The 22756-nt window shown below is 34.8% G+C and carries 30 protein-coding genes and 1 tRNA gene; 13 read left to right on the top strand and 18 right to left on the bottom strand.

The genetic code is table 11. The features are described 5' to 3' along the window. Window position 1 precedes the first annotated feature (1 nt). From MR053_RS13350 to MR053_RS13330, 5 genes are all read left to right on the top strand, one after another. Window positions 2-667: a DUF5932 domain-containing protein gene (locus tag MR053_RS13350; protein WP_242132908.1), complete on the top strand. Its 666-nt coding sequence runs from the start codon at window positions 2-4 to the stop codon at window positions 665-667. A gap of 205 nt (window positions 668-872) precedes the next feature. After that, window positions 873-1586: a hypothetical protein gene (locus MR053_RS13345; protein ID WP_242132907.1), complete on the top strand. Its 714-nt coding sequence runs from the start codon at window positions 873-875 to the stop codon at window positions 1584-1586. Between the two features lie 43 nt (window positions 1587-1629). Next, window positions 1630-2025: a hypothetical protein gene (locus MR053_RS13340; protein ID WP_242132906.1), complete on the top strand. Its 396-nt coding sequence runs from the start codon at window positions 1630-1632 to the stop codon at window positions 2023-2025. A 10-nt stretch (window positions 2026-2035) separates the two neighbouring features. Further along, window positions 2036-2470: a molecular chaperone DnaJ gene (locus MR053_RS13335; protein WP_242132905.1), complete on the top strand. Its 435-nt coding sequence runs from the start codon at window positions 2036-2038 to the stop codon at window positions 2468-2470. Between the two features lie 4 nt (window positions 2471-2474). After that, on the top strand, window positions 2475-2663 hold the full coding sequence (locus MR053_RS13330; RefSeq protein ID WP_242132904.1) for a hypothetical protein: 189 nt from the start codon (window positions 2475-2477) through the stop codon (window positions 2661-2663). Window positions 2664-3127: 464 nt separating this feature from the next. Here the strand turns inward: MR053_RS13330 and MR053_RS13325 are convergent. Continuing rightward, window positions 3128-3201, bottom strand: a tRNA-Met gene (locus MR053_RS13325). A 132-nt stretch (window positions 3202-3333) separates the two neighbouring features. Here MR053_RS13325 and MR053_RS13320 point away from each other — a divergent pair. Both MR053_RS13320 and MR053_RS13315 read left to right on the top strand, forming a co-directional pair. After that, window positions 3334-3726, top strand: coding sequence for an START-like domain-containing protein (locus MR053_RS13320; RefSeq protein ID WP_242132903.1), 393 nt, complete (start codon window positions 3334-3336; stop codon window positions 3724-3726). A gap of 64 nt (window positions 3727-3790) precedes the next feature. After that, window positions 3791-4633, top strand: a complete 843-nt coding sequence (locus MR053_RS13315) for an aminotransferase class IV (RefSeq protein ID WP_242132902.1) — start codon at window positions 3791-3793, stop codon at window positions 4631-4633. On the opposite strand, the gene MR053_RS13310 is transcribed toward MR053_RS13315, so the two are convergent. From MR053_RS13310 to MR053_RS13290, 5 genes are all read right to left on the bottom strand, one after another. Continuing rightward, window positions 4630-5190, bottom strand: coding sequence for a YqgE/AlgH family protein (locus tag MR053_RS13310; protein ID WP_242132901.1), 561 nt, complete (start codon window positions 5188-5190; stop codon window positions 4630-4632). The genes MR053_RS13315 and MR053_RS13310 overlap by 4 nt on opposite strands. Window positions 5191-5312: 122 nt before the next feature. Beyond that, window positions 5313-5585: an HU family DNA-binding protein gene (locus MR053_RS13305; protein WP_019386644.1), complete on the bottom strand. Its 273-nt coding sequence runs from the start codon at window positions 5583-5585 to the stop codon at window positions 5313-5315. A gap of 190 nt (window positions 5586-5775) precedes the next feature. Then, entirely contained in the window at window positions 5776-6723 is a 948-nt protein-coding gene (fmt, locus tag MR053_RS13300; protein ID WP_242132900.1) for a methionyl-tRNA formyltransferase, read from the bottom strand. Next, window positions 6720-8624: a RecQ family ATP-dependent DNA helicase gene (locus MR053_RS13295; RefSeq protein WP_242132899.1), complete on the bottom strand. Its 1905-nt coding sequence runs from the start codon at window positions 8622-8624 to the stop codon at window positions 6720-6722. Before MR053_RS13295 ends, fmt begins: the two co-directional genes overlap by 4 nt. Before the next feature lies 1 nt (window position 8625). Further along, window positions 8626-9165 (bottom strand): AAA family ATPase, encoded by a 540-nt coding sequence (locus tag MR053_RS13290; RefSeq protein ID WP_242132898.1) that lies wholly within the window; start codon window positions 9163-9165, stop codon window positions 8626-8628. Between the two features lie 91 nt (window positions 9166-9256). Here MR053_RS13290 and MR053_RS13285 point away from each other — a divergent pair, with 91 nt between their 5' ends. The 5 genes from MR053_RS13285 (at window position 9257) to MR053_RS13265 (ending at window position 12679) form a co-directional block, all read left to right on the top strand. Further along, a complete protein-coding gene (locus MR053_RS13285) occupies window positions 9257-9550 on the top strand; it encodes a DUF493 family protein (protein WP_242132897.1) in 294 nt (97 codons plus the stop codon). A gap of 68 nt (window positions 9551-9618) precedes the next feature. Then, window positions 9619-10254: a DUF4290 domain-containing protein gene (locus MR053_RS13280; protein WP_242132896.1), complete on the top strand. Its 636-nt coding sequence runs from the start codon at window positions 9619-9621 to the stop codon at window positions 10252-10254. Window positions 10255-10259: 5 nt separating this feature from the next. Next, window positions 10260-11570: a UDP-N-acetylglucosamine 1-carboxyvinyltransferase gene (gene murA, locus MR053_RS13275; protein ID WP_242132895.1), complete on the top strand. Its 1311-nt coding sequence runs from the start codon at window positions 10260-10262 to the stop codon at window positions 11568-11570. A 202-nt stretch (window positions 11571-11772) separates the two neighbouring features. After that, window positions 11773-12339, top strand: coding sequence for a hypothetical protein (locus MR053_RS13270; RefSeq protein ID WP_242132894.1), 567 nt, complete (start codon window positions 11773-11775; stop codon window positions 12337-12339). 1 nt (window position 12340) lies between these two features. Continuing rightward, window positions 12341-12679, top strand: coding sequence for a hypothetical protein (locus MR053_RS13265; RefSeq protein WP_242132893.1), 339 nt, complete (start codon window positions 12341-12343; stop codon window positions 12677-12679). A gap of 41 nt (window positions 12680-12720) precedes the next feature. Here the strand turns inward: MR053_RS13265 and MR053_RS13260 are convergent, their stop codons facing one another. From MR053_RS13260 to MR053_RS13215, 10 genes are all read right to left on the bottom strand, one after another. Beyond that, on the bottom strand, window positions 12721-14388 hold the full coding sequence (locus MR053_RS13260; protein ID WP_242132892.1) for a formate--tetrahydrofolate ligase: 1668 nt from the start codon (window positions 14386-14388) through the stop codon (window positions 12721-12723). Window positions 14389-14522: 134 nt separating this feature from the next. Further along, window positions 14523-15833 carry a cryptochrome/photolyase family protein gene (locus tag MR053_RS13255; RefSeq protein ID WP_242132891.1) on the bottom strand — a complete coding sequence of 437 codons (1311 nt, stop codon included), beginning with the start codon at window positions 15831-15833 and terminating at the stop codon, window positions 14523-14525. Then, a complete protein-coding gene (locus MR053_RS13250; protein WP_242132890.1) occupies window positions 15834-16295 on the bottom strand; it encodes an SRPBCC family protein in 462 nt (153 codons plus the stop codon). It lies immediately after the preceding gene. A 6-nt stretch (window positions 16296-16301) separates the two neighbouring features. Further along, complete coding sequence (locus MR053_RS13245; RefSeq protein ID WP_242132889.1) at window positions 16302-16763, bottom strand: TspO/MBR family protein; 462 nt, start codon at window positions 16761-16763, stop codon at window positions 16302-16304. Then, window positions 16760-16936, bottom strand: a complete 177-nt coding sequence (locus MR053_RS13240) for a Lacal_2735 family protein (protein WP_223551483.1) — start codon at window positions 16934-16936, stop codon at window positions 16760-16762. The genes MR053_RS13245 and MR053_RS13240 overlap by 4 nt, the downstream gene beginning before the upstream one ends. Window positions 16937-16940: 4 nt before the next feature. Next, window positions 16941-17624 (bottom strand): SDR family NAD(P)-dependent oxidoreductase, encoded by a 684-nt coding sequence (locus MR053_RS13235; protein WP_242132888.1) that lies wholly within the window; start codon window positions 17622-17624, stop codon window positions 16941-16943. Between the two features lie 21 nt (window positions 17625-17645). Beyond that, a complete protein-coding gene (locus MR053_RS13230; protein WP_223551485.1) occupies window positions 17646-17861 on the bottom strand; it encodes a hypothetical protein in 216 nt (71 codons plus the stop codon). A 149-nt stretch (window positions 17862-18010) separates the two neighbouring features. After that, on the bottom strand, window positions 18011-18235 hold the full coding sequence (locus tag MR053_RS13225; RefSeq protein ID WP_223551486.1) for a hypothetical protein: 225 nt from the start codon (window positions 18233-18235) through the stop codon (window positions 18011-18013). Between the two features lie 4 nt (window positions 18236-18239). Further along, the gene (gene folE, locus MR053_RS13220; protein WP_242132924.1) at window positions 18240-18935 is read right to left on the bottom strand and encodes a GTP cyclohydrolase I FolE; all 696 of its coding nucleotides are present in this window, start codon (window positions 18933-18935) and stop codon (window positions 18240-18242) included. 348 nt (window positions 18936-19283) lie between these two features. Then, window positions 19284-20711 carry an SDR family oxidoreductase gene (locus MR053_RS13215; RefSeq protein WP_242132887.1) on the bottom strand — a complete coding sequence of 476 codons (1428 nt, stop codon included), beginning with the start codon at window positions 20709-20711 and terminating at the stop codon, window positions 19284-19286. Window positions 20712-21043: 332 nt separating this feature from the next. On the opposite strand from MR053_RS13215, the gene MR053_RS13210 reads away from it, so the two are divergent. Beyond that, window positions 21044-21892, top strand: a complete 849-nt coding sequence (locus MR053_RS13210; RefSeq protein WP_242132886.1) for a DUF2911 domain-containing protein — start codon at window positions 21044-21046, stop codon at window positions 21890-21892. A 73-nt stretch (window positions 21893-21965) separates the two neighbouring features. Here the strand turns inward: MR053_RS13210 and MR053_RS13205 are convergent, their stop codons facing one another. Together MR053_RS13205 and MR053_RS13200 are read right to left on the bottom strand one after the other, a co-directional pair. Further along, window positions 21966-22166, bottom strand: a complete 201-nt coding sequence (locus tag MR053_RS13205; protein ID WP_242132885.1) for a helix-turn-helix transcriptional regulator — start codon at window positions 22164-22166, stop codon at window positions 21966-21968. Continuing rightward, window positions 22156-22632: a hypothetical protein gene (locus MR053_RS13200; protein WP_242132884.1), complete on the bottom strand. Its 477-nt coding sequence runs from the start codon at window positions 22630-22632 to the stop codon at window positions 22156-22158. Before MR053_RS13200 ends, MR053_RS13205 begins: the two co-directional genes overlap by 11 nt. Window positions 22633-22756 lie beyond the last annotated feature (124 nt).

Genomic DNA, 22756 nt, shown 5'->3' with positions numbered 1-22756 from the left:
TATGTTCAAAAAAGTGTTAGTTGCGGATGATCTTGGAAGCATCAATTTAGGTGTATTAACTATAGCAAAAACATTAGGGCTCAATAATGTTGAACGTGTGGAGTACTGCGATGATGCTTATCTAAGAATAAAAAAGGGAATTTTAGATAAAGATCCTTATGATTTGTTAATTACGGACTTATCTTTTAAAGAAGATCACAGAACTCAAAAATACCCTTCTGGAGAAGATTTAATTAAAGTTTTAAGAAAGGAAATCCCTAACCTTAAAATTATTGTGTATTCTATTGAAGACCGGCTTCAAAAAGTAAGGCGGTTAATAAGTCAGTACAATGTCAATGCATATGTCTGTAAGGGTAGAAAGGGTCTGGAAGAATTGTCAAAAGCAGTTAAAGAAGTCTATGAAGATAGGGTTTTTACTTCCCAACAAGTATCACAGGCTCTTACCAATAAAACGACTTTGGATATTGATGATTTTGATATTTTGTTACTTCGTAATCTTGCCTTAGGAAAATCGCAAGAAGAGATTAGTCTAGATTTTAAACAAAAAAAAATTTCTCCATGCAGCTTAAGTTCTATTGAGAAACGACTCAATAAACTTAAAATACAATTCTCTGCAAACAATACGATTCATTTGGTTGCCATAGGTAAAGATATAGGACTTATATAATTTTAAGGTAATTCCGGAAACCCGTAATGAAGTTAATAACATTTGATTTAATATTGTAATGCTATTAATTAATTCTTTTAAGGGAGAATTTTATAAACTCTGCATTCTTATATGGATGCAGAGTTTTTTTTGTATGCGGAAAGCCGTAAGGACTTTTTATTCAATTGGCATAGGTTTGATAATGAATTAAAAAGAATTATTACTCATGAAAAAACTATTAATCCTATTAGCCATTCCTTTAGTTACAGGTTGCTATTCAACTAAAATTCTAAAGTTTTCACAAAAACCAGATGATATTGTAAAAACCGAAACACTGAAGTCATTTTTGACTACTAGTAAAAACCCAAAGGTAGTTTTGAGAATACCACAAACCTCTTTTGCGGTAACTGAAACCGAAAATAAAAAAGCCCCGAAAGAAGATTACGACTATTTGTATAATGCTATTGAAAATCAATTGTTAGCTAGTGGATTTGTGGTTCGAGACAGACAGCTTTTCAATCAAATTATAGGTAACGACGATAACAATATTGATTATCAAAAATTAAAGGAAAAGTCAGATACCGATTTAATAATTGAACTTACAAAATTAGATCCAAAAGTATTGTATGAGACCAATAAATATTACGATAAAAATGATAATGAAAAAGTCGATAAATATCGCAAGCGTCGAGAATATGGAGCATCCGTTGAATTTAAAATTGTACTTATAAATTCTAACGAATTTGCCGGGGTTTATAGGTTTAATTTTACCCCTTGCGTTGATGGTTGTGTGATATCTAAGTCTGCTAAGGATTACGCCAAGGAAATGAAGCTCTTGAAAAAGAAAGGGATTCAAGCTTATGAAGGAGTGGAACGGAATGTTCTAGAAGAATTTATAGGGAATGCGACTAAAAAACTCGTAGCTGAAATGAGAAAATAAGTTGTTATCATCATGTTAATTTTAAAAGAATATATTAATTGATATGTGGTATAAAATAATTGAAATTGCTGACTGGTTTGGAGAATTGGCAGAAAGATATCGATTAATTAAGAATTTTAACAGGGCAGCAAAGCATTCTTTTATAACTGGTGTAGCGCCAACACTTTTAGAAGCTAAAATTACACGTGGTGAAAGTGCCTATCGACATGCGTTTTCTAAATGGATGGGTGGTGGTTTTAGAATCAAAGCCTTGTCAGGGCGCACATTGGAAAGGTTGGAGTTAATAGAAATTGGGCGTGTAATATTAGATAACGAGGAGTTGATAAGAAGGATGATATCGTTAGGTTGGGATACTTTAGAAGTGCATTCTAATAGAGGATTTTTAGGTTTGAAATGGAAACTACAGGATCATGCTAATATTGGTGGTTTTATAGATTAAACAAAACATTATGCAAATAAGAGATAGTTTGGTAATAGAAGAAGTATCCCAAATTGGAGATACATTAACCAACACGACAAATGGATCTTATTCGCTATGGTTTTGGATTGCTCTATTGGAATTAACCTTCATCATAGTTTTGATTTTTAGGCTTAAAAAAAAGCAATCAAAGTTACCATTAAGTGAAATATCTAAAAGAGACATAAAAGGAAAACCAACCACTCAAATTGACATGGATAATCTTATGAATAGTATTAATGGAGCACGGGATTTATACAAGGTGTTGAGTAGAGCTTGTCACCCTGATAAATTTATAGGTTCTGAAAAACATCAAATCTCAGAAGAGCTATTTCAAGAAATAACAAAAAACAAAAGAAATTATGGGCGATTACAGGAATTAAAGAATCAGGCCCAAGAAAGCTTGAATATTAATTTTAAAGACTAATAAAATGGAAGATGGTGCTTTTGCCATTATACAACTTGTTATAAGAGTTGTAGGTATTATTGTTTGTGTAAATAAAGCTAAGGAATTAAATAGAGGTCAGGGTGGTTGGGGGCTTTTTGGTTTTTTAATGCCAATTATTGCTATGATCTGGATTCATTTTATGAAACCCGTTACCGATTGGGAGCGAAAATAAAGTAAGGAATATTTAACCTAAATAAATTTGCTAATAACTATTGATCTTGCCATAAATGTTTTTCATTCTGGTCAGTCTGCTTGTTTCAGGATTCCTGAAGGAAAAATATACATATTATCGTTTTGATAAGTCTCCTTTGGCGGTGTAAATTTTAGGAGCGGAAAAAACTTTTTTGTGTTCTGAATTTTGTCCCAAATCTTGTTCATTTCCGTGTTTAAATGTAAGAAACTCTTTTAATGTTAGCATAAAAAAACGGTTTAGAGTGAACTAAACTGTTTGTTTTGGGTGATTTAAGAATTGTAGCGAGATCGAGATTTACAGAATCTGCGTTGGGGGGCCGTGACAATAGAAAAGACCTGAACGCTGAAGCGTTTATCGCTCTTTTTGTTTTAGGTCGCTGCAAAGCAAGCTTTAGCTCCCAAAAACAAAAAGGCCTGGCACTATCGTGCTGGCCTTTTCTGCTGTAGCGAGATCGAGATTTGAACTCGAGACCTCCGGGTTATGAATCCGACGCTCTAACCACCTGAGCTACCTCGCCGTATTTTAAGGCTGCAAATATAAAAACAAAATAATTGCATACAAACAGAACTTGTAGAAAATATTATCAAAAAATTTTGTAAAACTTATTAATTAATGTATATATTGAGCATCACAAAATTTACAGTTATTTATGGACGATAAAATTAAGTTTGAAATTGAGTTTCCTATTCACGCCTCGCCCCAATTGTTGTACCAATATATTTCTACACCTTCTGGGCTATCAGAATGGTTTTCAGATAATGTAAATTCCAGGGGCGAGATCTTTGCCTTTATTTGGGACGATAGCGAAGAAAAAGCTAAATTATTGAGCAAGAAAAGTGGCGAACGGGTTAAGTTTAGATGGTTGGCAGATGAAGAGGATGATTTGAGTTACTATTTCGAAATTCGTATACAAGTGGATGAAATTACTAAAGATGTTTCCTTAATAGTTACCGATTTTGCTGAGGAAGACGAACTAGATGAAGCTAAAATGCTTTGGGATAACCAAATTTCCGATTTAAAACAAGTACTGGGTTCAACCTAGTGTAAAACGTATTTTAATAGTATATTTGTCCGCTATTTCAATAATACAAATAGCGGATTTTTTTATGGTTAATTTTAATGGAAATATAGTAGAAAACGAAGCCTTTTTACCGTTAAATAATAGGGGGTATGCCTATGGCGATGCCCTTTTTGAAACGGTAAGGTCCGTTCATGGTAAATTGCTGTTTTGGGAAGATCACTATTTTCGTTTAATGGCCTCTATGCGCATTATGCGTATGGAAATTCCAATGAATTTTACCTTGGAATTTTTAGAGGCACAAATTTTAAGGACATTAGAATCCAATAAGCTGTTAAAACAATCTGCTAGGGTAAAATTAACGGTACATCGTATTGGTGCAGGGCTGTATTTGCCACATACCAATGACGTGGAGTTCGTTATTTCGGTAAAACCTTTGGAGTTAGATTTTTATTTGTTAAATAGTGATGATTATGAGGTGGACTTGTTTAAGGATTATTATGTGTCGCCAAGCTTGTTGTCTGCCCTTAAAACAAATAATAAGGCCTTAAATGTGGTTGGAAGTATTTTTGCCAATGAAAACAAGCTCGACAACTGTTTGCTTTTAAATACTAACAAGCAAGTGGTTGAGGCCTTAAATGGCAATGTATTTTTGGTTAATGGCAATGTTATAAAAACACCACCAATAGAAGATGGTTGCCTAAAAGGGATTATGCGAAAGCAAATCATAGAACTGATTAAAACGATCCCCGATTACACATTGGACGAAGCCTCTATATCACCTTTTGAACTTCAAAAGGCGGATGAAATTTTTATAAGCAATGTTATTGTTGGTATTCAACCGGTAACGAAATATAGAAAGAAGCTATTTAAACAGGAAGTATCCAAAGACCTGCTAGAAAAATTAAATGTAAGTATAAGATTGGGCTAGTTATAATTAGGGTTTTCTGGTGCATTGGACCAAATAATGTACTCGCCACCCAATTCGAGCATTTTTTCCTTCCAAAAGGTTTGGTAATCCTTTTCAATAATGTCTTTTTTGTAAATGTTTTCTGAAACAACCCATGAGCTTCCCTTAAGTTCTTCATCTAATTGATTGGCATCCCAGCCCGAATACCCCAAAAAGAAACGTATGTCATTTTCCTTAATGGTATTGTTGGTAATGAGTTCTGCAACTTTGTTAAAATCACCTCCCCAATAAATGCCAAGCGAGATTTCGATGCTATCAGGGATTAAATCTGGAACTTTATGTATAAAGTATAAGTTATCCTGTTCTACAGGGCCTCCATTATACACTTTAAAGTGGGCCTCTACTTCTGGAACGAGATCGTTAATGGTATATTCTAAGGGCTTGTTTAATATAAAACCAATAGAACCTTCATGGTTATGGTCTGCCAATAGAACAATGGAGCGGTTAAATGATACATCACCAATTATTGCAGGTTCAGCGATTAATAAATCACCTTTTTTTGGTTTAAGAGTTATCATGCTTTTGAGGAATTTTCCTTTAAATCTAATATATAAATCTTAAAATTGCAACTCTAAAGGGGTGTTAAATAAAAAAAGCCTTCAATTTTTTGAAGGCTTTTATGAAAATTTATGATGTAAAATTAGTTTACTGCGTTTGATAAATCTGAACCAGCTTTAAACTTTACAACATTTTTTGCCTTAATTTTGATAGTAGCTCCAGTTTGAGGGTTTCTACCTTCTCTTGCAGATCTTTTAGAAACTGACCAAGAACCAAATCCAACTAAAGAAACGCGGTTTCCTTTTTGTAAAGCACCTTCAATTTCTATAAGCGCACATTCTAAAGCTTTTTTAGCAGCTGCTTTTGTAATTCCTGCGTGTTCTGCCATTGCATCGATTAAATCTGTTTTGTTCATAATATAAAATTTAAATTATTAATAAAATTGGTTAAACATTTTTGTTAAATCCTCTACAAATTTATACGGATTATGCAATCATGCAAGGAATAGCAAGGGAAATGCATAGTATTGTTAATAACTTGGGTTATTTGTTAATAAAGGAGCTCTGTTTTATCGGTGTTTTGTTAATGCTAGTATTAGTAAGGGTTTAGCGCATTTTGGCATGGTCATGAAATTGATAACCGTTCAATAAGGATTTTACATCCATTAACTTCTTACCTGGCAGCTTCATTTTTTCTATATAAATATACCCATTCCTTACAGCTACCTTTAAGGTTTTATTTGAGATAATGATATGGCCTACTTCAAATGCATGTTCGGCTATCTCTTTTTTGCTCTCATAAATTTTAACGTCCAATGCATCTTCACCGTTAATTAAAACACACCAGGCAGCAGGGTAGGGGCTCAACCCTCTAATTTTATTGTGAATATCTTGCATTGGTGCCGTCCAATCTATTTTAGAGTTATCCCTATTGAGCTTATAGGCAGTTTTAAGGTTATTAGTTTCAATTTGAGGAGTAGCAGTTACCTCATTGTTTTTAATTTGGGTTATGGTTTTTAAAACAAGTTCACTGCCTTTGTGCATGAGCCTGTCGTGCAGGCTTCCCGCATTTTCGTCTGGACCTATATCTATTGCTTCTTGAAGGATCATTGCTCCGGTATCTATTTTCTCGTCAATAAAGAAGGTTGATACCCCCGTTTTGGTTTCACCGTTAATAATGGCCCAGTTAATGGGGGCTGCTCCTCTATAATTGGGTAATAAGGACGCATGTAAATTAAAAGTGCCATACTTGGGCATTTGCCACACCTCTTTGGGTAACATCCTAAAGGCTACCACAATTTGTAGATTGGCATCCAGGGCCCTTAAATCGTTTAAAAAACCGTTATCCTTTAAGTTGGTAGGTTGCAAGATGTTTAAGTTCTGGGATTTGGCATATACTTTAACGGCACTTTCGTTAAGCTTACGCCCACGCCCAGCAGGCCTGTCGGGTGCGGTAATCACACCAACGATATTATAACCGTGTTCAACCAATGCTTTTAAAGTATGTACCGCAAAATCGGGCGTGCCCATAAATACAATTCTTAAATCCCTCATAAATGACATAATTTATATGTGTTTGTTTCTGTAATGCTTATAATGTTGTGTTCCAACAATTGTTTTAATATTTCAATAGTGTGCGATTCGGGAGCGTTCAAACAGGTAATTATAGCTCTTGAAGACCGTTCGCCATTTTCCAGTAATTCGATGATGCTTTTTCTTAAGGCTATTAAATCTGTTGGGTCCTCAGCCTTTTTTTTATTGATACATACCGAGCATATACCACAAGGTTTTAGATTGGTTTCCCCAAAATAACCAAGCAATTGTATACTTTTACAAACAGAATCGTTGTTGACATAATCCAATACAGCTTTTATTTGTAGTTGTTTCAAATGGTTTTGCTGTTCAATAATTGGAGCAATACGGTTAATGGTCTTGTCGTCTTCACGAGGTTCTATAAAGGTAATCTGCGCATCGGTTTTTGCCAAATTAAGGGAAATAATTTCATCTTTTTCCAGCTGTTGCAATACATTGATTATACGCTGCTCTGTTACCGAAGCCTTGTCGGCAATTTTTAAGGTATTTATTTTAGTGGGGTGATCAAAAATACCACCATATATACGTAAAGTGGCCTTAACAATAACATCAATATCATGATGGGTTTCCAAATATTTAAAAAGTACATGATTAGGCACTGTAAATTGTAGGGACACCTTATTGTTGAAGCTTTTGGTTAGGCTAATCACACTGTTCCTGTCCAGTAACAATAGTGCGTTGTAGCATAAAATAGAACTAAAATTGTAGGTTTTGCAAAAGGTGTTAAAATTGAAATCGAAAGTGCTGTACGCCCCTTCGCCATAGGATATTTGAAAATAGCTGCACAGTTTTCTATACGCCTGTTTAACAAAATCAACCGTTGGCAACACATTTAAAAACTGATTCTTCACTAACACTTCATCACTGTTGTTCTTTAAAATAATACAGAAGGCCTTGTTTCCATTACGTCCGGCCCGCCCGGCCTCCTGAAAATAGCTTTCTATGCTTTCCGGAAGATTAATGTGGATAACGGTCTTAACGTCGGGTTTGTCTATGCCCATTCCAAAAGCATTGGTGGCAACCATTACCTGTTTGGTATTATGGAGCCAATGGTTCATGTGTTTGTCTTTTTCTTCGTTAGCTAATCCGCCGTGATAGTATGTTGAGGTAATGTTTTTCGACTCTAAAAAAGCACTCACTTCCATACTCAGCTTTCTGTTTCTAACATATATGATTGAGGGGGCCGTATATTTTTTTAAAATAGTTTCTAATTTGAAGTATTTATCATCTTCATGAAAAACCATGTAGGCTAAATTGGACCTAAAAAAAGATTGCTTAAAAATTTTAGGTTGAATAAAATCTAGTTCCTTTACGATATCCTCAACCACATTGGGTTTAGCCGAAGCGGTAAGGGCTAAAACATTTACCGAGGGCTGTAACTGGCGTAATAATTTAATGTTTTTATAGGCGGGTCTAAAATCGTTACCCCATTGTGAAATGCAATGGGCTTCATCAACAGCGATTAGGTTCACATGCATTTGTTTTATACGATCCTGTACCAATTCCTGTTGTAAACGTTCTGGCGAGAGGTATAAAAATTTGTAATTGCCATAAATACAATTGTCCAAAAGTGTGTCCAATTCGCTATATGAAATGCCACTGGTTAATGCCATAGCTTTAATGCCTTTATGGGTAAGTGCTTTAACCTGGTCCTTCATCAAGGCAATTAAAGGCGATATAACAATACAGATCCCTTCCTTGGCCAAAGCAGGAATTTGATAGCACAACGATTTTCCACCCCCTGTTGGTAGCAGCGCAAAGGTATCCTCACCTGCAATAACCGACTGTATAACGACTTCCTGCTGCGGTTTAAATGCCGTGAAGTTCCAATAGCGTTCCAATATGTTTATGGGGTGTTCCATATTACATATTTACGACATTTAAAATAAAATCGGTTCGGTTTTCTACTGTATCAAAAGGGACATCAATTAAGGTGTAATTATAATTTTTATAAGTGTTAACCAAATGATCGTGGATCTGCAAGGCCTGCTCAAAGCTTTCATAACGTTCGTTATCGCTTGTATAGATGTCTTCCCAGGGCTTTAAAATAAAAACGGTATCGTATGGCGATGCTTTACAAAGGTGTATAAAAGATTCGGGGTAGACATCACCAATAAAATCCATATAGGCCAAAACATCTGGGATGCCCCTATCAAAAAAAACAATGTCGGTTTCTAAGTTTTTAGATTCAATATATTGCTGCTGCCTGCCCTTAAGCAGTAATTCGCTAAACAATAAGGGGTTTGTTAAGAACAATTGATCTATGCCATTATTTTGGGCTTGCAATGTAACCTGCCTTGAGATTTCCTGCAAGCAAGCATACCCACGTTTTATCAATTCGTTTATGATGGTGGATTTTCCGGTTCCGGGGCCTCCTGTAATAATAATTTTTTTAGTGTCCAAATGGGCAGGGTTTTGGGTGTAAAAATCGTAATTTAACCAATATAAAAAAAATTGAAAAATTCATGTACTTTTGCAGCTTATAACAAAACGTATGGACAACGATTCTAATTCTGAAGCATTTTACGAAAAACTAAAGGCACGGCTCTATGAAACCACAAGTTGGCCGGCAGAATATTTATATAAATTCATTGTAAAGTCTGATGCTCAAAAAATAGCAGAAATAGAAGTTATTTTCGATAATATGGGAGCGGTAATTAATACCATAGAATCTAAAAATGGCAAATATACCAGTGTTTCCATTAATATATTAATGCGAAACCCCAATGCGGTAATAGACAAATATAAAGAAGTGGCAGAAAAAGTAGAAGGCGTTATAAGCCTTTAGATTTTTTTTGTATTTTGCACAGGCATAACAACTACATGCAAAAAATAATAATTCTACACATTTAAATTTTGATAGACGATTTAGAATACAACACAGAGCGTGAACATTTAATTATTCCTGAATATGGGCGCCATATTCAAAAAATGATAAACTACGCCAAATCAAGGGAAACTAGGGAAGAACGCAATAAATTGGCCAAAGCCATTATAGCGGTTATGGGCAATTTGCAACCACATTTGCGCGATGTTCCAGATTTTCAGCATAAGCTTTGGGATCAATTATTTATCATGTCCGATTTTGAATTGGATGCAGATTCTCCTTTTTCCAAACCCACTAAAGAGCTTTTTGAAGAACGTCCAGAGCCCTTAAAATACCCACAAAACCACCCTAAATACCGATTTTATGGTAACAATATCAAAACCATGATAGATGTTGCTAATACCTGGGAGGAAGGCGACCTTAAGGAGGCTTTAATCTATACCATAGCCAACCATATGAAAAAGTGTTTTTTAAACTGGAACAAAGACACGGTTGAGGACGATGTGATTTATGACCATTTATACGAGCTTTCTGGGGGTAAGATAAATTTGAAAAATTCTGATGAAGACTTATCTGATGCATCAAGTTTAATGCGGTCTAAAAATAAATATTCTAGTAAAAAAGGACACAAGAAAAATACCAACCGCCAAAGAAAACGCTACTAGTATTTATGGGAATATTCAAAATTGAAGGAGGGCACCAATTAAAAGGTAGCATTCAGCCTCAAGGCGCAAAAAATGAAGCCTTACAGATTTTGTGTGCTGTATTGTTAACACCAGAAAAGGTTACCATTAATAACATACCTGATATTGTTGATGTAAATAAACTTATTGGTCTCTTAAAGAAACTTGGCGTTAAAACTGAAAAATTGTCTAGGGGTAGTTACAGCTTTCAGGCCGATGCCCTTGATTTAAACTATTTGGAGTCTGATGCCTTTAAGGAAGATGGCAGGGGGCTAAGAGGCTCTATTATGATTGTTGGTCCTTTATTGGCCCGCTTTGGTAAAGGTTATATTCCTAAGCCGGGTGGCGATAAAATTGGACGCCGTAGGTTGGATACCCATTTTGAAGGCTTAATAAAACTGGGCGCTAAGTTTGGCTATAGCCGTGAGGAACAATTTTATGGCGTTGAAGCCAAGAAGCTAAAAGGGACCTACATGCTGCTAGAGGAAGCATCTGTTACTGGTACTGCCAATATTGTTATGGCTGCCGTACTTGCCGAAGGACGCACGACCATTTACAATGCCGCTTGCGAACCGTATTTGCAACAGTTATGCAAGATGCTCAATAGAATGGGAGCAAGGATTAGTGGTGTAGGTTCCAATATGTTAGTTATTGATGGTGTTGAAACGTTAGGAGGTACAGATCATACCATGTTGCCAGATATGATTGAAATAGGTAGCTGGATAGGTTTGGCAGCGATGACCAAAAGTGAATTGACCATTACCAATGTAAGCTGGGACGATTTGGGCTTAATTCCCAATGTATTTAGAAAATTGGGCATTACCGTTGAAAAGCAAGGCGATAATATCCATATTCCTGCGCACACAGATGGTTATGAAATACAAAGTTTTATAGATGGCTCTATTTTAACTATTGCCGATGCACCTTGGCCTGGTTTTACTCCCGATTTATTAAGTATTGTTTTAGTGGTGGCTACTCAAGCTAGGGGTAGTGTTTTAATACACCAAAAAATGTTTGAAAGCCGTTTGTTTTTTGTAGATAAATTGATTGATATGGGTGCTAAAATCATTCTATGTGACCCGCACCGAGCCACCGTTATTGGCCATGATTTTAAATCGACTTTAAAGGCCATGACCATGACGTCTCCCGATATTCGCGCCGGGATATCCTTACTTATTGCGGCTTTATCTGCTAAAGGGACATCCATTATTCAAAATATTGAGCAGATAGATCGAGGTTACGAACGCATAGATGAACGCCTAAGGGCTATTGGGGCGTATATTGAGCGGGTGGAATAGCTTTCCTAATTATTTATAATTTATTATATAAACTCTGGTTTTTTCTGCAAGAACCAGTTTAGGGAGTTTGTGTTGCAAAATTTTTAAATACTTGTAAAGGCTTTTTAGAAGTTATTAAATGTTATCCAATTTCATTTAAAAGCTTAATTACTAAGCTAAAGAAACTTTTTATACTTTTAACAAAGTATAAAAAATGGCCTAAATGCAGCGACTTATTAAATACATTGCCAGTAATGTACAAGGAAAGAAAGTGTTGGTGCTTTTCGTTATAACCAATGTGGTTTATGGCTTTATGTTGTTTGTAACCATTCCTAAAACTATGGCTTATGCTAATGGCATGAAGTTATTAGATATGATGCCTATGGGATACGACTACGATCATGTCGTCGATTTGTTCAATACTTTGAGTGTAGAGGGACGTCACATATATCTCACTAATCAAATTCCTGTAGATATGGTTTATCCTTTCCTATTTGGTTTAACTTACTGTTTGGTTATTGGGTATTTTCTTAAAAAATTAAATATACTTAAAGAACCATTTGTTTTTTTGTGTGTATTACCAATAATAGCTGGTATTGCAGATTATTTGGAGAATTTTGGAATTATTACATTGTTGAATACCTACCCCGATTTAACACTACTTGAAGTGAATTTAACGATGATGGCCTCAATGTTAAAGAGTATTTCAACAAGTGTTTATTTTGTAGGTTTGATTGGAGTTTTGTTGGTATTAGGAATTAAAACGATGTTTAAAATTAATAGGATTTAATATGAAATTAGTAGCCTATTGTTCATCTTGTAAAAAAGAAATTAAAATAAAATCCAAAGCACCAACAAGACCAGATTTACAAATGCAAAGGGGGGATGAGTTTAAAGTTAATTGCCAAAACTGTGGTAAAATGGAAAAAAAGCATGTCAATGAGGTTCGGGCTGTAACCAATAACACCATTATTTTAATAGGGATTGTTATTGGAATTTTTTCTGCCATTTTCTTATGGTTATTCTATGGAGGAATTGCTACAGTAAGTTTTGTTATTCCTCTTCTTTTTTGGCAGCAACAATCAAATGCTACAAAGTCCTTTAACTCTTATATGATCAGGAGAAAGTAATATATTTGTTGAGATTAACACATAATCTTAGACTCCTAAACTTAAAACAACCCCGTAATCTCACCTTCATCATTAATGTCAATATTTTCGGAAGCAGGATGTGCGGGCAACCCGGGCATACGCATGATGTCTCCAGTAATAGGGATTAAAAAGCCAGCTCCTGAAGCGATTTCAATTTCCCGAACGGTTATGATAAAATCCTTGGGCCTACCCAATAATTTAGGGTTATCCGATAACGATTTTTGTGTTTTAGCAATACATACAGGTAGGTATTCCAGACCTAAGTTTCCTATTTTGGTAAGTTGTGCTTTGGCTTTTGAAGTGTAATCAACATATTCGGCACCGTAGATCTCGGTGGCAATGGTTGCTATTTTGTCTTTAACACCGGATTCCCATTGGTAGAGAGGTTTAAAATTAGAGGTATTGGATTCGACCACTTCTATAACTTTTTGTGCCAATTCCAGGGCACCTTCACCACCTTTGCTCCAAACATCTGCCAAGGCCACAGCAATGCCCTTTGAAGCAGCAAACTCTTTAATGATCGCTATTTCAGCATCGGTGTCTGAAGCAAATTTATTAATGGCAATGACGGGCACCACGTTAAATTTAACAATGTTTTCTAAGTGTTTCTCAAGGTTTGGAAGTCCTTTAACCAAAGCTTCCGTATTTTCTGTTGTTAGGGTGCTTAGTGTGGCACCACCATGATACTTTAAAGCACGAATGGTGGTGGTAAGCACTACGGCTTTAGGCTTTAATCCAGCGCTTTGACATTTAATATCGAAGAATTTTTCGGCACCTAAATCAAATCCAAAACCAGCTTCGGTTACCGTGTATTCAGAGTGCGATAACCCCATCAATGTAGCTATAACAGTATTGGTGCCTTGGGCTATATTAGCAAAAGGTCCACCATGAATAATAGCAGGGTTACCTTCAATGGTTTGTACTAAATTAGGTTTAATGGCATCTTTTAGCAAAGCTGCCATAGCACCTTCAGCTTTTAGATCTTTGGCATAGATAGGGGTTTTGTCGTATGTGTAACCAATAAAGATATGGCCTAACCGTTGTTTTAAATCCGTAATATTTTCAGCCAAACAGAGTATTGCCATAATTTCTGAAGCAGCTGTAATATCGAAACCTGTTTCTCTGGGAACGCCCGATGTAGTGCCGCCCAAGCCCACAATAACTCGTCTTAGTGCACGGTCGTTTAAATCGACCACCCGTTTCCAGCTAATGGTCCTTGGGTCGAGTTGTACAGAATTAGCCTTACTTTGGATATTATTGTCTATAATGGCAGCTAAAAGATTATGAGCCTTTTCAATAGCGGCAAAGTCGCCCGTAAAATGCAAATTGATGTCTTCCATAGGGAGTACTTGTGAGTAACCACCACCAGTAGCCCCTCCTTTTATCCCAAAAACCGGACCCAGTGAGGGCTCCCTTAAAACTACGGTTGTTTTTTTGTTTAACCGATTTAAACCTTCCGATAGGCCAATGGAGATGGTCGTTTTACCTTCACCCGCTGGTGTTGGCGATATTGCCGAAACCAATATAAGATTGCTTTTCTGCGCCCGTTCCTTGTTTATTGCGCTTAAAGGCAACTTTGCCTTGTATTTACCATACATTTCAATGGCTTCTGGATGGATGCCGAATTTTTCGGCTATGGAACTTATATGCTTAAGTGTAACGGTTTTGGCGATTTGTAAATCGGTCATAAACAAAAGGATTTAATTTAATAATTCTCAAAATTATAAATTAAAAACAATGCAATATGTGATTTTTGTCATTTTTAATGTGGTTTATTTAAGAAATCATCAATAATTGTTTTTTGGGATTGCAGAATTATCAACTAATTATTAAGTGCTGATTTATAGGCTTGTAAGCATCGTTCACGGGCCATTTTGTGCTCTACAATGGGCTTAGGGTAGGTAAGTTCTTGGAAATCTGGAACCCATTGTTTAATATAATCTAAGTTTTTATCGAACTTTTCAATTTGTGAGGTGGGGTTGAAAATCCGAAAATAGGGAGCAGCATCTACACCACAACCCGCTACCCATTGCCAGTTGCCAACATTACTGGCCATATCATAGTCATGAAGTTTCTCGGCAAAATAGGCTTCGCCCCAACGCCAATCGATAAGGAGGTGTTTGCATAGAAAACTTCCTGTCACCATGCGCACTCGATTATGCATAAATCCTGTTTTGTTAAGCTGTCGCATACCGGCATCAACTAGGGGGTAGCCTGTTTTGCCCTTGCACCAAGCCTCAAACTCTTTTTCGTTATTTCGCCACACAATCCGATCATATTTTGGCTTAAACGATTGGTTTACAGTATGTGGAAAATGCCAAAGGATTTGCATGAAAAATTCACGCCAAATAAGCTCCTTCCAAAAGGTTTCATTGTGTTCTGCAATGGCTTTTTTAATTATTTTACGAATGCTAACGGTGCCAAATCGCAAATGGGGGCCTAGTCTTGAGGTGGCATTTTTGGCAGGAAAATTTCTGGTGTTTTGGTAGTCTTTAATTAAAGTAGAGGTAACATTATAATCAGCAATACTTTGTGATGACTTTTTAAACCCGATATCCGATAAGCTTAAATTAGGCAAGTCTGGTTTTTTAACTAAGTTTTTAAGGTAATTGTTGGTCTGGTATATGTTTAAGTTGTAAGAGGTGTTAAATTTCTCTTTCCAGATTTTCATATAAGGCGTGTAAACTACATAAGGATCACCATCATTTTTTACTACCTCACTTTTCTCAAAAATAACTTGGTCTTTATAGGTGTTTAAAGCTATGTTATTGGTATTTAAAAATATTTTGATGTCTTCGTCACGTTTCTTGGTATAAGGCTCATAATCATGGTTGGTGTAAACAGTAGAAATGGTGTATTGATTGACTAGCTCTTTAAAAACTGTGATAGGCTTGCCATGCATAATGGCAATCGAACTATCGTGTTCTTTCTGTAATACATCACGCATTTTTTGTAAGGTTTCAAAAATAAAAGTAACGCGCGCATCATCTTGTGGCAGGGTTTCTAAAATGTCAGAATCAAAAATAAAAATGGGCATTACAGGACAATCACTTTTTAGGGCTTCATAGAATCCAGCGTTGTCGTCTAGTCTTAAGTCACGACGAAACCAAAATATGTTTATAGGTTGTGCCATTTAAAATGTACCAAATAATTCTTCTAGTTTTTTAGTTCTGTAATTAAATATTTCCTCAAGTTTTGGTTTCACTAAAAGTGGATGTACCAATTGCCCTAAAAGGCCAAAAGGTAGTTTGTAATCTATAATATCTTCCATTTCAATCCCACCGGATATTGCTTTAATAAAGTGTTTATGATGCCATAGGCTATATGGGCCATATCGCTGTTCGTCCACAAAATATTGTTTGCTTGCAACATGGGTTATTTCCGTTACCCATTTCGTTTTTATACCCAGAACAGGGGTAACTATATACTGAATGATTTGACCTGCGTACATTGGTCTGTCGGCACCGGTTAAGATATGAAACCCCATATAGTTTGGGGTAATGGTTTTAAGATTGTTGGGGTTTGAAAGGAAATCCCAAGCGGTATCAATATCAATGGGCAAATTTTGTTTTCTGTGCAGTGTATAAATCTTCATTTGTAATTAATTCTTAAGCACTATATACGCGTTTAACGATATTGCTACAATAAGCCATATGAAATAGGGTAGTATAAGTAGGCTTTTAATTTTTAAAACACTTTTGTAATCCAATAAAAATTTGCCAATTACAAAAGTTAGTATAATTAAACAAACCAAGCCAAGTATTGTTAAATGCTGATTAAAGAAAAAATAATTCCAAACAACATTTAATATAAACTGTATGGTGAACAAGACCACTAATTTTTTATCGAGAACTGTTTTAGCTAAATAAGCCATATATATAGAAAAACAGATCATTATGGTTGTCCATGCAACCCCAAAGACCCAGCTAGGAGGTGTCCAAGGAGCCTGATTAAGATTTTGATACCATGCCGTTAGTGGTCCATTGTTCATTAACCAACCACCAATGGTCAAAGCTCCAAAGTTTATAACTAGAAAAAAAATGAGATACTTTAAAATCTTCATCTGTTATTAATTTTTAGTTTCTTAATTTCAAAAGCTACAATTCTTGCTTGGGCATATTTAATCTCGCTCATTGTTTTGTCTTTTTGGTATAATCTATTCCATTCGTTTAAGAGCTTTTTGAATTTTGCCTGTAGTTTTTGCTTTTTTGTTTTCTTCTTGAATAAACTAAACATGATATTAAATTTTAAGTGTAACCAAACCACAATCCATATGAAAAATCTGTCCCGTTAAGGACATAGTATTGTCTGAGATTAAAAAATCTGCCAAAATAGCCACTTCTTCGGGTTCCAGTATTTTTTTTAAAGGATGCCGATTTGTAATGTTTTCAATTATTTTTTCGCTTCTAAGAATTTTCTGGGCCAATTGTGTGTTTGTAACTGTTGGTGCAATAGCATTAACCCTGATCACTGGGGCCATTTCTGCTGCTAATGATTTCACCAAACCTTCAATGCCTGCTTTAACTGTAGCTATGCTGGTATGGAATGGCATTCCTAGTTTTGTAGCTACCGAACTAAACAGAACGATAGCAGGATTGTGCCCTTTTTTTAGAACGTGCAGGTACTTTTGAATTGATTTAACTGCACCTAGAACATTAATTTCAAAGTCATGAATAAAATCTTTAATGTTTAGACTGGTTATAGGTTTTAAATTGATGTTTCCCGGACAATATACGAGTCCATCAGCTTGATTTATTTCAGGGAGCTCATCTTGGGTAACATTGCAATAATAATGGGTTAGATTGTTGTGGGTTAGATTTGGTTTACTTCTGCTAATGTTAATAACCTTGCTGTGTGTTAGTAATTTTTTAACCAAGGCTTTACCAATACCCTTACTTCCACCAATTACTATAATTGTTTTCATAGGTTTCAGGGCATTTTATTGTTATGGCCTGCCCTTAAGCCGTTTTTCAATTTTTTGTTTAATTACAGTCAAACGTTTCATTAAGTCCATAATCTCAGGATCTTTTTTTTCTTTATAGATATCGTTTAAACTTAGTATTAAACTTTTTACTTCCCTTGACGATTCAATACGCTCGCTTGTTGTTTTAAATGTGTGTTTGCGTTGCTCAAATTCCAATGCTTTATCTATAATCTCCATAAAATTCTAATCTATCTATAATTTAAAGTATAATGCGCGTTTGTTTTCACAGTTTTACAATATAAAAAAATATAGAAGATTACTTGTTTTTATGTCAATTTATTAAGTAAAAATTAATATTTACTCGCATTACCGGTCTTTTTATGTAATTATGCTGTAAGAGGAGCTCCATTTAATCGTTTTTCAACCTTTCTTTTAATTGCGGTTAAACGCTTCATAATTTCCATAATATGATTGTCTTTTTTTACTTTATAGATTTGGTTTAAATCTAATATCAGGGTTTTAGCCTCTCTTGATATTTTTATTCTATCGCTAGTAGAAAGAGACTTCATTTTTCTTTTTTCAAACTCTAGAGCTCTGTTAATTAAATCCATAATGTTAACTGTTTAGATAATTTTGTAGTTCTACAATTTTTTCTGATGTATTAAATCTTCCACCGTAATAGGCGGTTACCGTCTTAGAGGTATTGTCTTTTATGCCTCTAGAGGACACACATAAATGTTTTGCATCAATAATGACCGCAACATCTTTTGTGTTTAAGACCGATTGTAATTCGTTTGCTATTTGATTTGTGAGTCGCTCTTGAACTTGGGGTCGTTTAGCATAGTATTGTACAATTCTGTTCAACTTAGATAAGCCAATTACTTTGCCCGAGGAAATGTATGCCACATGGGCTTTACCAATAATTGGAACAAAGTGATGTTCACAGTTTGAGTAGAATGTTATATTTTTTTCGACCAACATTTGGTTGTATTGATACTTGTTGTCAAACAAGGCAATGTTTGGCTTGTTTTTAGGATTTAACCCTGAGAAAATTTCATCAATATACATCTTAGCAACGCGTTTAGGTGTTCCTTTTAAAGAATCATCTGTTAAGTCTAATCCCATAACATCCATGATCTCTTCAAATAAGATAGCTATACGCTCTTTTTTCTCGGAGTCACTTAGTTTGAAGGCTTCTACTTTCAATGGTGTTTCTAAGCCAGTGCACAAGTGGTCGTCGCCAATGTCCTCAATAGTGAATCCGTTTAAATTTTGTCCGTTAGTTCTATTTTTTAACTTTTCAATTTGCATTGCCCTTGTAGTGTAATGTCTTAATTTCAACATCTATATTGTCGTTAAACTAAACTTTGATTTGATCTTATTTTAGAGGTATATCCTAAAAAGGTTTTAGTTCTTTAATACTGCACTTTAGTGTTTTTTCAAATATACAAAATGTTTAACAAATAATAAAAATAATTAAACAAAATAATTTTAATTTTATCTATAAGTTAATGCAGGCCCTAATTTATTTAATGCTAAAAGACATGATTTAGAGTATATAATATGTGATGTTATTGTTTTTTTGAAAAAGGCTTTTAAAATATATTCTATGCAGTACTAATATGGATTTCTGGCTTAAGCAAAAGTTTAAATTTAAAATCATGTTGCTTTAGCTAATTTATTTATCATCCCTCTAAAAATAAATCCATGAAAAGGGAGAACGCTAAGCCAATAAAGTCTGCCTGCTAAGCCTTTGGGTCTAAAAGTAGCGGTTTGTTTAAGTACATTATTTTCTATTTTAAACTCTAACCAAGCTTCTCCAGGTAATCGCATTTCAGCATAAAGTAGTAGTTTTTGTTGTGTTTTATCTGCAAAAATTACGCGCCAGAAATCAAGTGAATCGCCTACATTTAATTCGATTGGATTTGTGCGGCCACGTCTTAGTCCAATACCTCCAAACAGTTTGTCAATATAACCTCTAATACGCCATAAAAATGTTCCATAATACCAGCCATTTTTACCACCGATGCTCCAAATTTTTTCAATGGTTCGCCCAACATTGACAACAGGCCTCTCTTTATAATCCCTAAAGCATCCAAATTTTGGAACATTCACATATTTATGCAGTCGTTTTCTAAGCCTGCCACTACTTACCATAGAATCTTTCCAACTTGAAACTATACTGTTTTGTTCTATTTTTTCAAAGGCTAATTCTACAGCTTCTTTGTATGTTATAGGGTTGACTTTTAAGAGTTCATTAATGTTACTTCGATTTCCTATAATTTGAATGCCCATACTATCTACTAAAGAAGTAGCTAACTTATATGATGTGGATGTAACAAAGTATAACCAATAAGAAGATAGTTTAGGTGTCATTAAAGGCACTGTAAGTATGTGTCGTTTTAATCCACGAACTTTTGCAAACTGCAAAAGCATGTCCTTATAAGTAATGATCTCTGGTCCAAAAATATCATATGTCTTATTATATACTTCCTTATTACCTGCGGCTTTGAACAAAAATGACAATACATCTCTAACGGCTATAGGCTGTGTTTTTGTGTTTAGCCATTTGGGCGCTATCATGAAAGGGAGTTTTTCAACCAAATCCCTTATAATCTCAAACGAAGAACTCCCTGAGCCTACTATTATACCAGCTTTAAAAATGGTTAATTCATATTTATTGGATATTAAACAGTCTTCAACGTTTTTTCTTGAGCGCAAATGTTTAGACAATCTATCCTCATTGGTTATGCCGCTCAGGTATATAACTTGTTTAACATTTGTAGTTTCAATATAGTTTTTAAAGTTTTTAGCACAGCGTTCTTCGAGGGATTCAAAATCTCTTGAAGAATTAGACATGGAATGTATTAGGTAATAGGCTACATCAATATTTTTAGGAATATTATCAAGGGAATCCGGTCTTAAAAAATCGGCTTCAATAACATAAACATTGTCGTCCTCAATATAGTTTTTGTCTGCTCTTAGCCTATCTCTTACAATACACACAACAGAATGCCCCTCATACAACAAAAGAGGTATAAGTCGCTTACCAATGTAGCCTGTTGCTCCAGTTACCAGAATAGTCATAATATGAAATATCTTATGGCAAGATAGTAAAAATGTTTAATGTTGTAAACAATAAATTAAACAAAATATAAATATTGTTATAGAAAATAATTATAAACAACAAGCAGTAGTTTTTTGTTTATTGTAAGGTTTTGCTTGTAATAGGGTTTGATGTAATTAAAATAGGAGCCATTGGCACCAAGAAAAAGTTGCTATTGCTTGAGCAAATAATTGCTTATAACGACTAGTTTTCACAAAGACACAATACCTTATTTTAAGCTTTTGTTAACAATAAAGCCTTTTTTAATTATTAAATTTAGTGACTTTAAAACCAATTTAAATCAAAAATTACAATGAAAAAACTACTATTTTTATTTCTCGCCTATTCTACAATGTATTCTGTTAATGCTCAGGTACAAACTCCAGCACCCAGTCCGTTTTGCAAATTGGAGCAAAAAGTTGGGTTAACCGATGTGACTTTAGAATATTCCCGACCAGGTGTTAAGGGAAGAACTGTTTTTGGAGATTTGGTGCCTTACGGTAAAATATGGCGAACTGGTGCCAATGCCAGAACAAAAATTACCTTTAGTACCGATGCGACCATAAACGGACAAACGTTAAAAGCAGGATCGTATTCTATTTTTACCGTGCCCAACACCGAATCTTGGGAAGTTGTATTTTATAACGATGGTAAAGACTCTGGGACACCCAATGAATTTGATGAGCAGCATGTAGCAGCTAAAGCAACCGTAAAATCTTATCCCGTTCCGTTTAATGTGGAAACGTTTACATTGGATATCAATAACATTACCAATAGCAGTGCTACAATCGATTTAATATGGGAAAAGACCTATTTAGCCATACCGTTTGGGGTACCTACCGATGCTGCTGTACTTGCAAGTATAAATAATGTAATGAGCGGTCCTGGACCTAACGATTATTTTCAATCGGCCCTCTATTACTTGCAGGAAGGTAAGGATATAGAAAAAGCAAAACAATGGATCGACAAAGCTGTTGAAATGACCAAAGATCAACCACGTTTTTGGATACTAAGACAACAATCACTAATTCATGCTAAGGCTGGTGACAAATCTGGAGCTATATCAGCAGCCAAGTCTTCACTTAAATATGCTGAAGAAGCCGGGAATGCAGATTATGTTAAAATGAATACAGACTCCTTAAAAGAATGGGGAGCCATGTAATATATAGTTTTCTTGAATTTATAGAGGATTAGAAAATATTTAGGCGCAACTTTTACAAGTTGCGCCTTTTTATTTAATCATCATCTTCTAAAAAGAAAATGGTTTCCACTGGTTTTTTAAAGCGTTTTGCAATTTTTAATGATAATACCGTCGATGGTACATATTTATTCTTTTCCATAGCATTAATGGTTTGTCTGCTAACTCCAATACATTCGGCCAAATCGGCTTGGGTCATATTGTGTATGGCGCGTTCAACTTTTAGATTATTCTTCATCGCTTCTGGATTTTAGTTTAAGGAAATTAAAACGAATGATGAAGAATAGTAATGGCGTGAACATGTTGTAAATCATTATATTTAGAAAATTCCCTTGATAAATAAAAATTATAGTGAATAGCAATATACAGTAGTTAAGAATGATTGCCCATACCAAAGAGTCTTTACGTAACTTATAAATAAATTCATCTTCAATTTTTTCTTTGGTAAAACCTACTAGGAGTCCTCCAATTATTATGAAGATTGAAATTATCTCATCAAATACATTATTTTTAATAATAGAAAAAAAGGATTCCTTATTCCCTTGAAAGTCTGTATCAGAATTAAAAGCTTGTATTACCTTGATTTTGAAGAAATCTGGTTCAAGTTCAAAAATCATAAATAATAATCCAGTAATTACTCCGATTGAAAATAAAAACCACCCCGCTTTTTTATACTTATGTGGCAATAAATAATTTGTTTGCATAACTGTTCGTTTTAAAATTGATTCCTCAAAAGTAAAACAAACTTTACGTAAAGACAAATAAAACATACTAAAAGCATTAAAAACTATACTTTTTTATACTGGACTGGTTTCAGCATATCAATAA

It is taken from the genome of Aestuariivivens marinum (genome assembly GCF_022662175.1).
Taxonomy (GTDB): Bacteria; Bacteroidota; Bacteroidia; order Flavobacteriales; family Flavobacteriaceae; genus Aestuariivivens; species Aestuariivivens marinum.
Note: the sequence above shows the minus strand (reverse complement) of the source record. Positions and strands in the feature narration are given on the sequence as shown.

Bases quoted from the DNA above. Each gene is read 5' to 3' on its own strand.
- MR053_RS13335 (WP_242132905.1), top strand. From the start codon at position 2,036: ATGCAAATAAGAGATAGTTTGGTAATAGAAGAAGTATCCCAAATTGGA.
- MR053_RS13245 (WP_242132889.1), bottom strand. From the start codon at position 16,763: ATGAAGATTTTAAAGTATCTCATTTTTTTTCTAGTTATAAACTTTGGA.
- MR053_RS13295 (WP_242132899.1), bottom strand. From the start codon at position 8,624: ATGGAACACCCCATAAACATATTGGAACGCTATTGGAACTTCACGGCA.
- MR053_RS13260 (WP_242132892.1), bottom strand. From the start codon at position 14,388: ATGACCGATTTACAAATCGCCAAAACCGTTACACTTAAGCATATAAGT.
- MR053_RS13210 (WP_242132886.1), top strand. From the start codon at position 21,044: ATGAAAAAACTACTATTTTTATTTCTCGCCTATTCTACAATGTATTCT.
- MR053_RS13200 (WP_242132884.1), bottom strand. From the start codon at position 22,632: ATGCAAACAAATTATTTATTGCCACATAAGTATAAAAAAGCGGGGTGG.
- MR053_RS13255 (WP_242132891.1), bottom strand. From the start codon at position 15,833: ATGGCACAACCTATAAACATATTTTGGTTTCGTCGTGACTTAAGACTA.
- fmt (WP_242132900.1), bottom strand. From the start codon at position 6,723: ATGAGGGATTTAAGAATTGTATTTATGGGCACGCCCGATTTTGCGGTA.
- MR053_RS13310 (WP_242132901.1), bottom strand. From the start codon at position 5,190: ATGATAACTCTTAAACCAAAAAAAGGTGATTTATTAATCGCTGAACCT.
- MR053_RS13340 (WP_242132906.1), top strand. From the start codon at position 1,630: ATGTGGTATAAAATAATTGAAATTGCTGACTGGTTTGGAGAATTGGCA.
- MR053_RS13205 (WP_242132885.1), bottom strand. From the start codon at position 22,166: ATGAAGAATAATCTAAAAGTTGAACGCGCCATACACAATATGACCCAA.
- MR053_RS13265 (WP_242132893.1), top strand. From the start codon at position 12,341: ATGAAATTAGTAGCCTATTGTTCATCTTGTAAAAAAGAAATTAAAATA.
- MR053_RS13250 (WP_242132890.1), bottom strand. From the start codon at position 16,295: ATGAAGATTTATACACTGCACAGAAAACAAAATTTGCCCATTGATATT.
- MR053_RS13345 (WP_242132907.1), top strand. From the start codon at position 873: ATGAAAAAACTATTAATCCTATTAGCCATTCCTTTAGTTACAGGTTGC.
- MR053_RS13240 (WP_223551483.1), bottom strand. From the start codon at position 16,936: ATGTTTAGTTTATTCAAGAAGAAAACAAAAAAGCAAAAACTACAGGCA.
- MR053_RS13350 (WP_242132908.1), top strand. From the start codon at position 2: ATGTTCAAAAAAGTGTTAGTTGCGGATGATCTTGGAAGCATCAATTTA.
- murA (WP_242132895.1), top strand. From the start codon at position 10,260: ATGGGAATATTCAAAATTGAAGGAGGGCACCAATTAAAAGGTAGCATT.
- MR053_RS13270 (WP_242132894.1), top strand. From the start codon at position 11,773: ATGCAGCGACTTATTAAATACATTGCCAGTAATGTACAAGGAAAGAAA.
- MR053_RS13285 (WP_242132897.1), top strand. From the start codon at position 9,257: ATGGACAACGATTCTAATTCTGAAGCATTTTACGAAAAACTAAAGGCA.
- MR053_RS13315 (WP_242132902.1), top strand. From the start codon at position 3,791: ATGGTTAATTTTAATGGAAATATAGTAGAAAACGAAGCCTTTTTACCG.
- MR053_RS13320 (WP_242132903.1), top strand. From the start codon at position 3,334: ATGGACGATAAAATTAAGTTTGAAATTGAGTTTCCTATTCACGCCTCG.
- MR053_RS13235 (WP_242132888.1), bottom strand. From the start codon at position 17,624: ATGAAAACAATTATAGTAATTGGTGGAAGTAAGGGTATTGGTAAAGCC.
- MR053_RS13225 (WP_223551486.1), bottom strand. From the start codon at position 18,235: ATGGATTTAATTAACAGAGCTCTAGAGTTTGAAAAAAGAAAAATGAAG.
- MR053_RS13330 (WP_242132904.1), top strand. From the start codon at position 2,475: ATGGAAGATGGTGCTTTTGCCATTATACAACTTGTTATAAGAGTTGTA.
- folE (WP_242132924.1), bottom strand. From the start codon at position 18,935: ATGCAAATTGAAAAGTTAAAAAATAGAACTAACGGACAAAATTTAAAC.
- MR053_RS13215 (WP_242132887.1), bottom strand. From the start codon at position 20,711: ATGACTATTCTGGTAACTGGAGCAACAGGCTACATTGGTAAGCGACTT.
- MR053_RS13305 (WP_019386644.1), bottom strand. From the start codon at position 5,585: ATGAACAAAACAGATTTAATCGATGCAATGGCAGAACACGCAGGAATT.
- MR053_RS13230 (WP_223551485.1), bottom strand. From the start codon at position 17,861: ATGGAGATTATAGATAAAGCATTGGAATTTGAGCAACGCAAACACACA.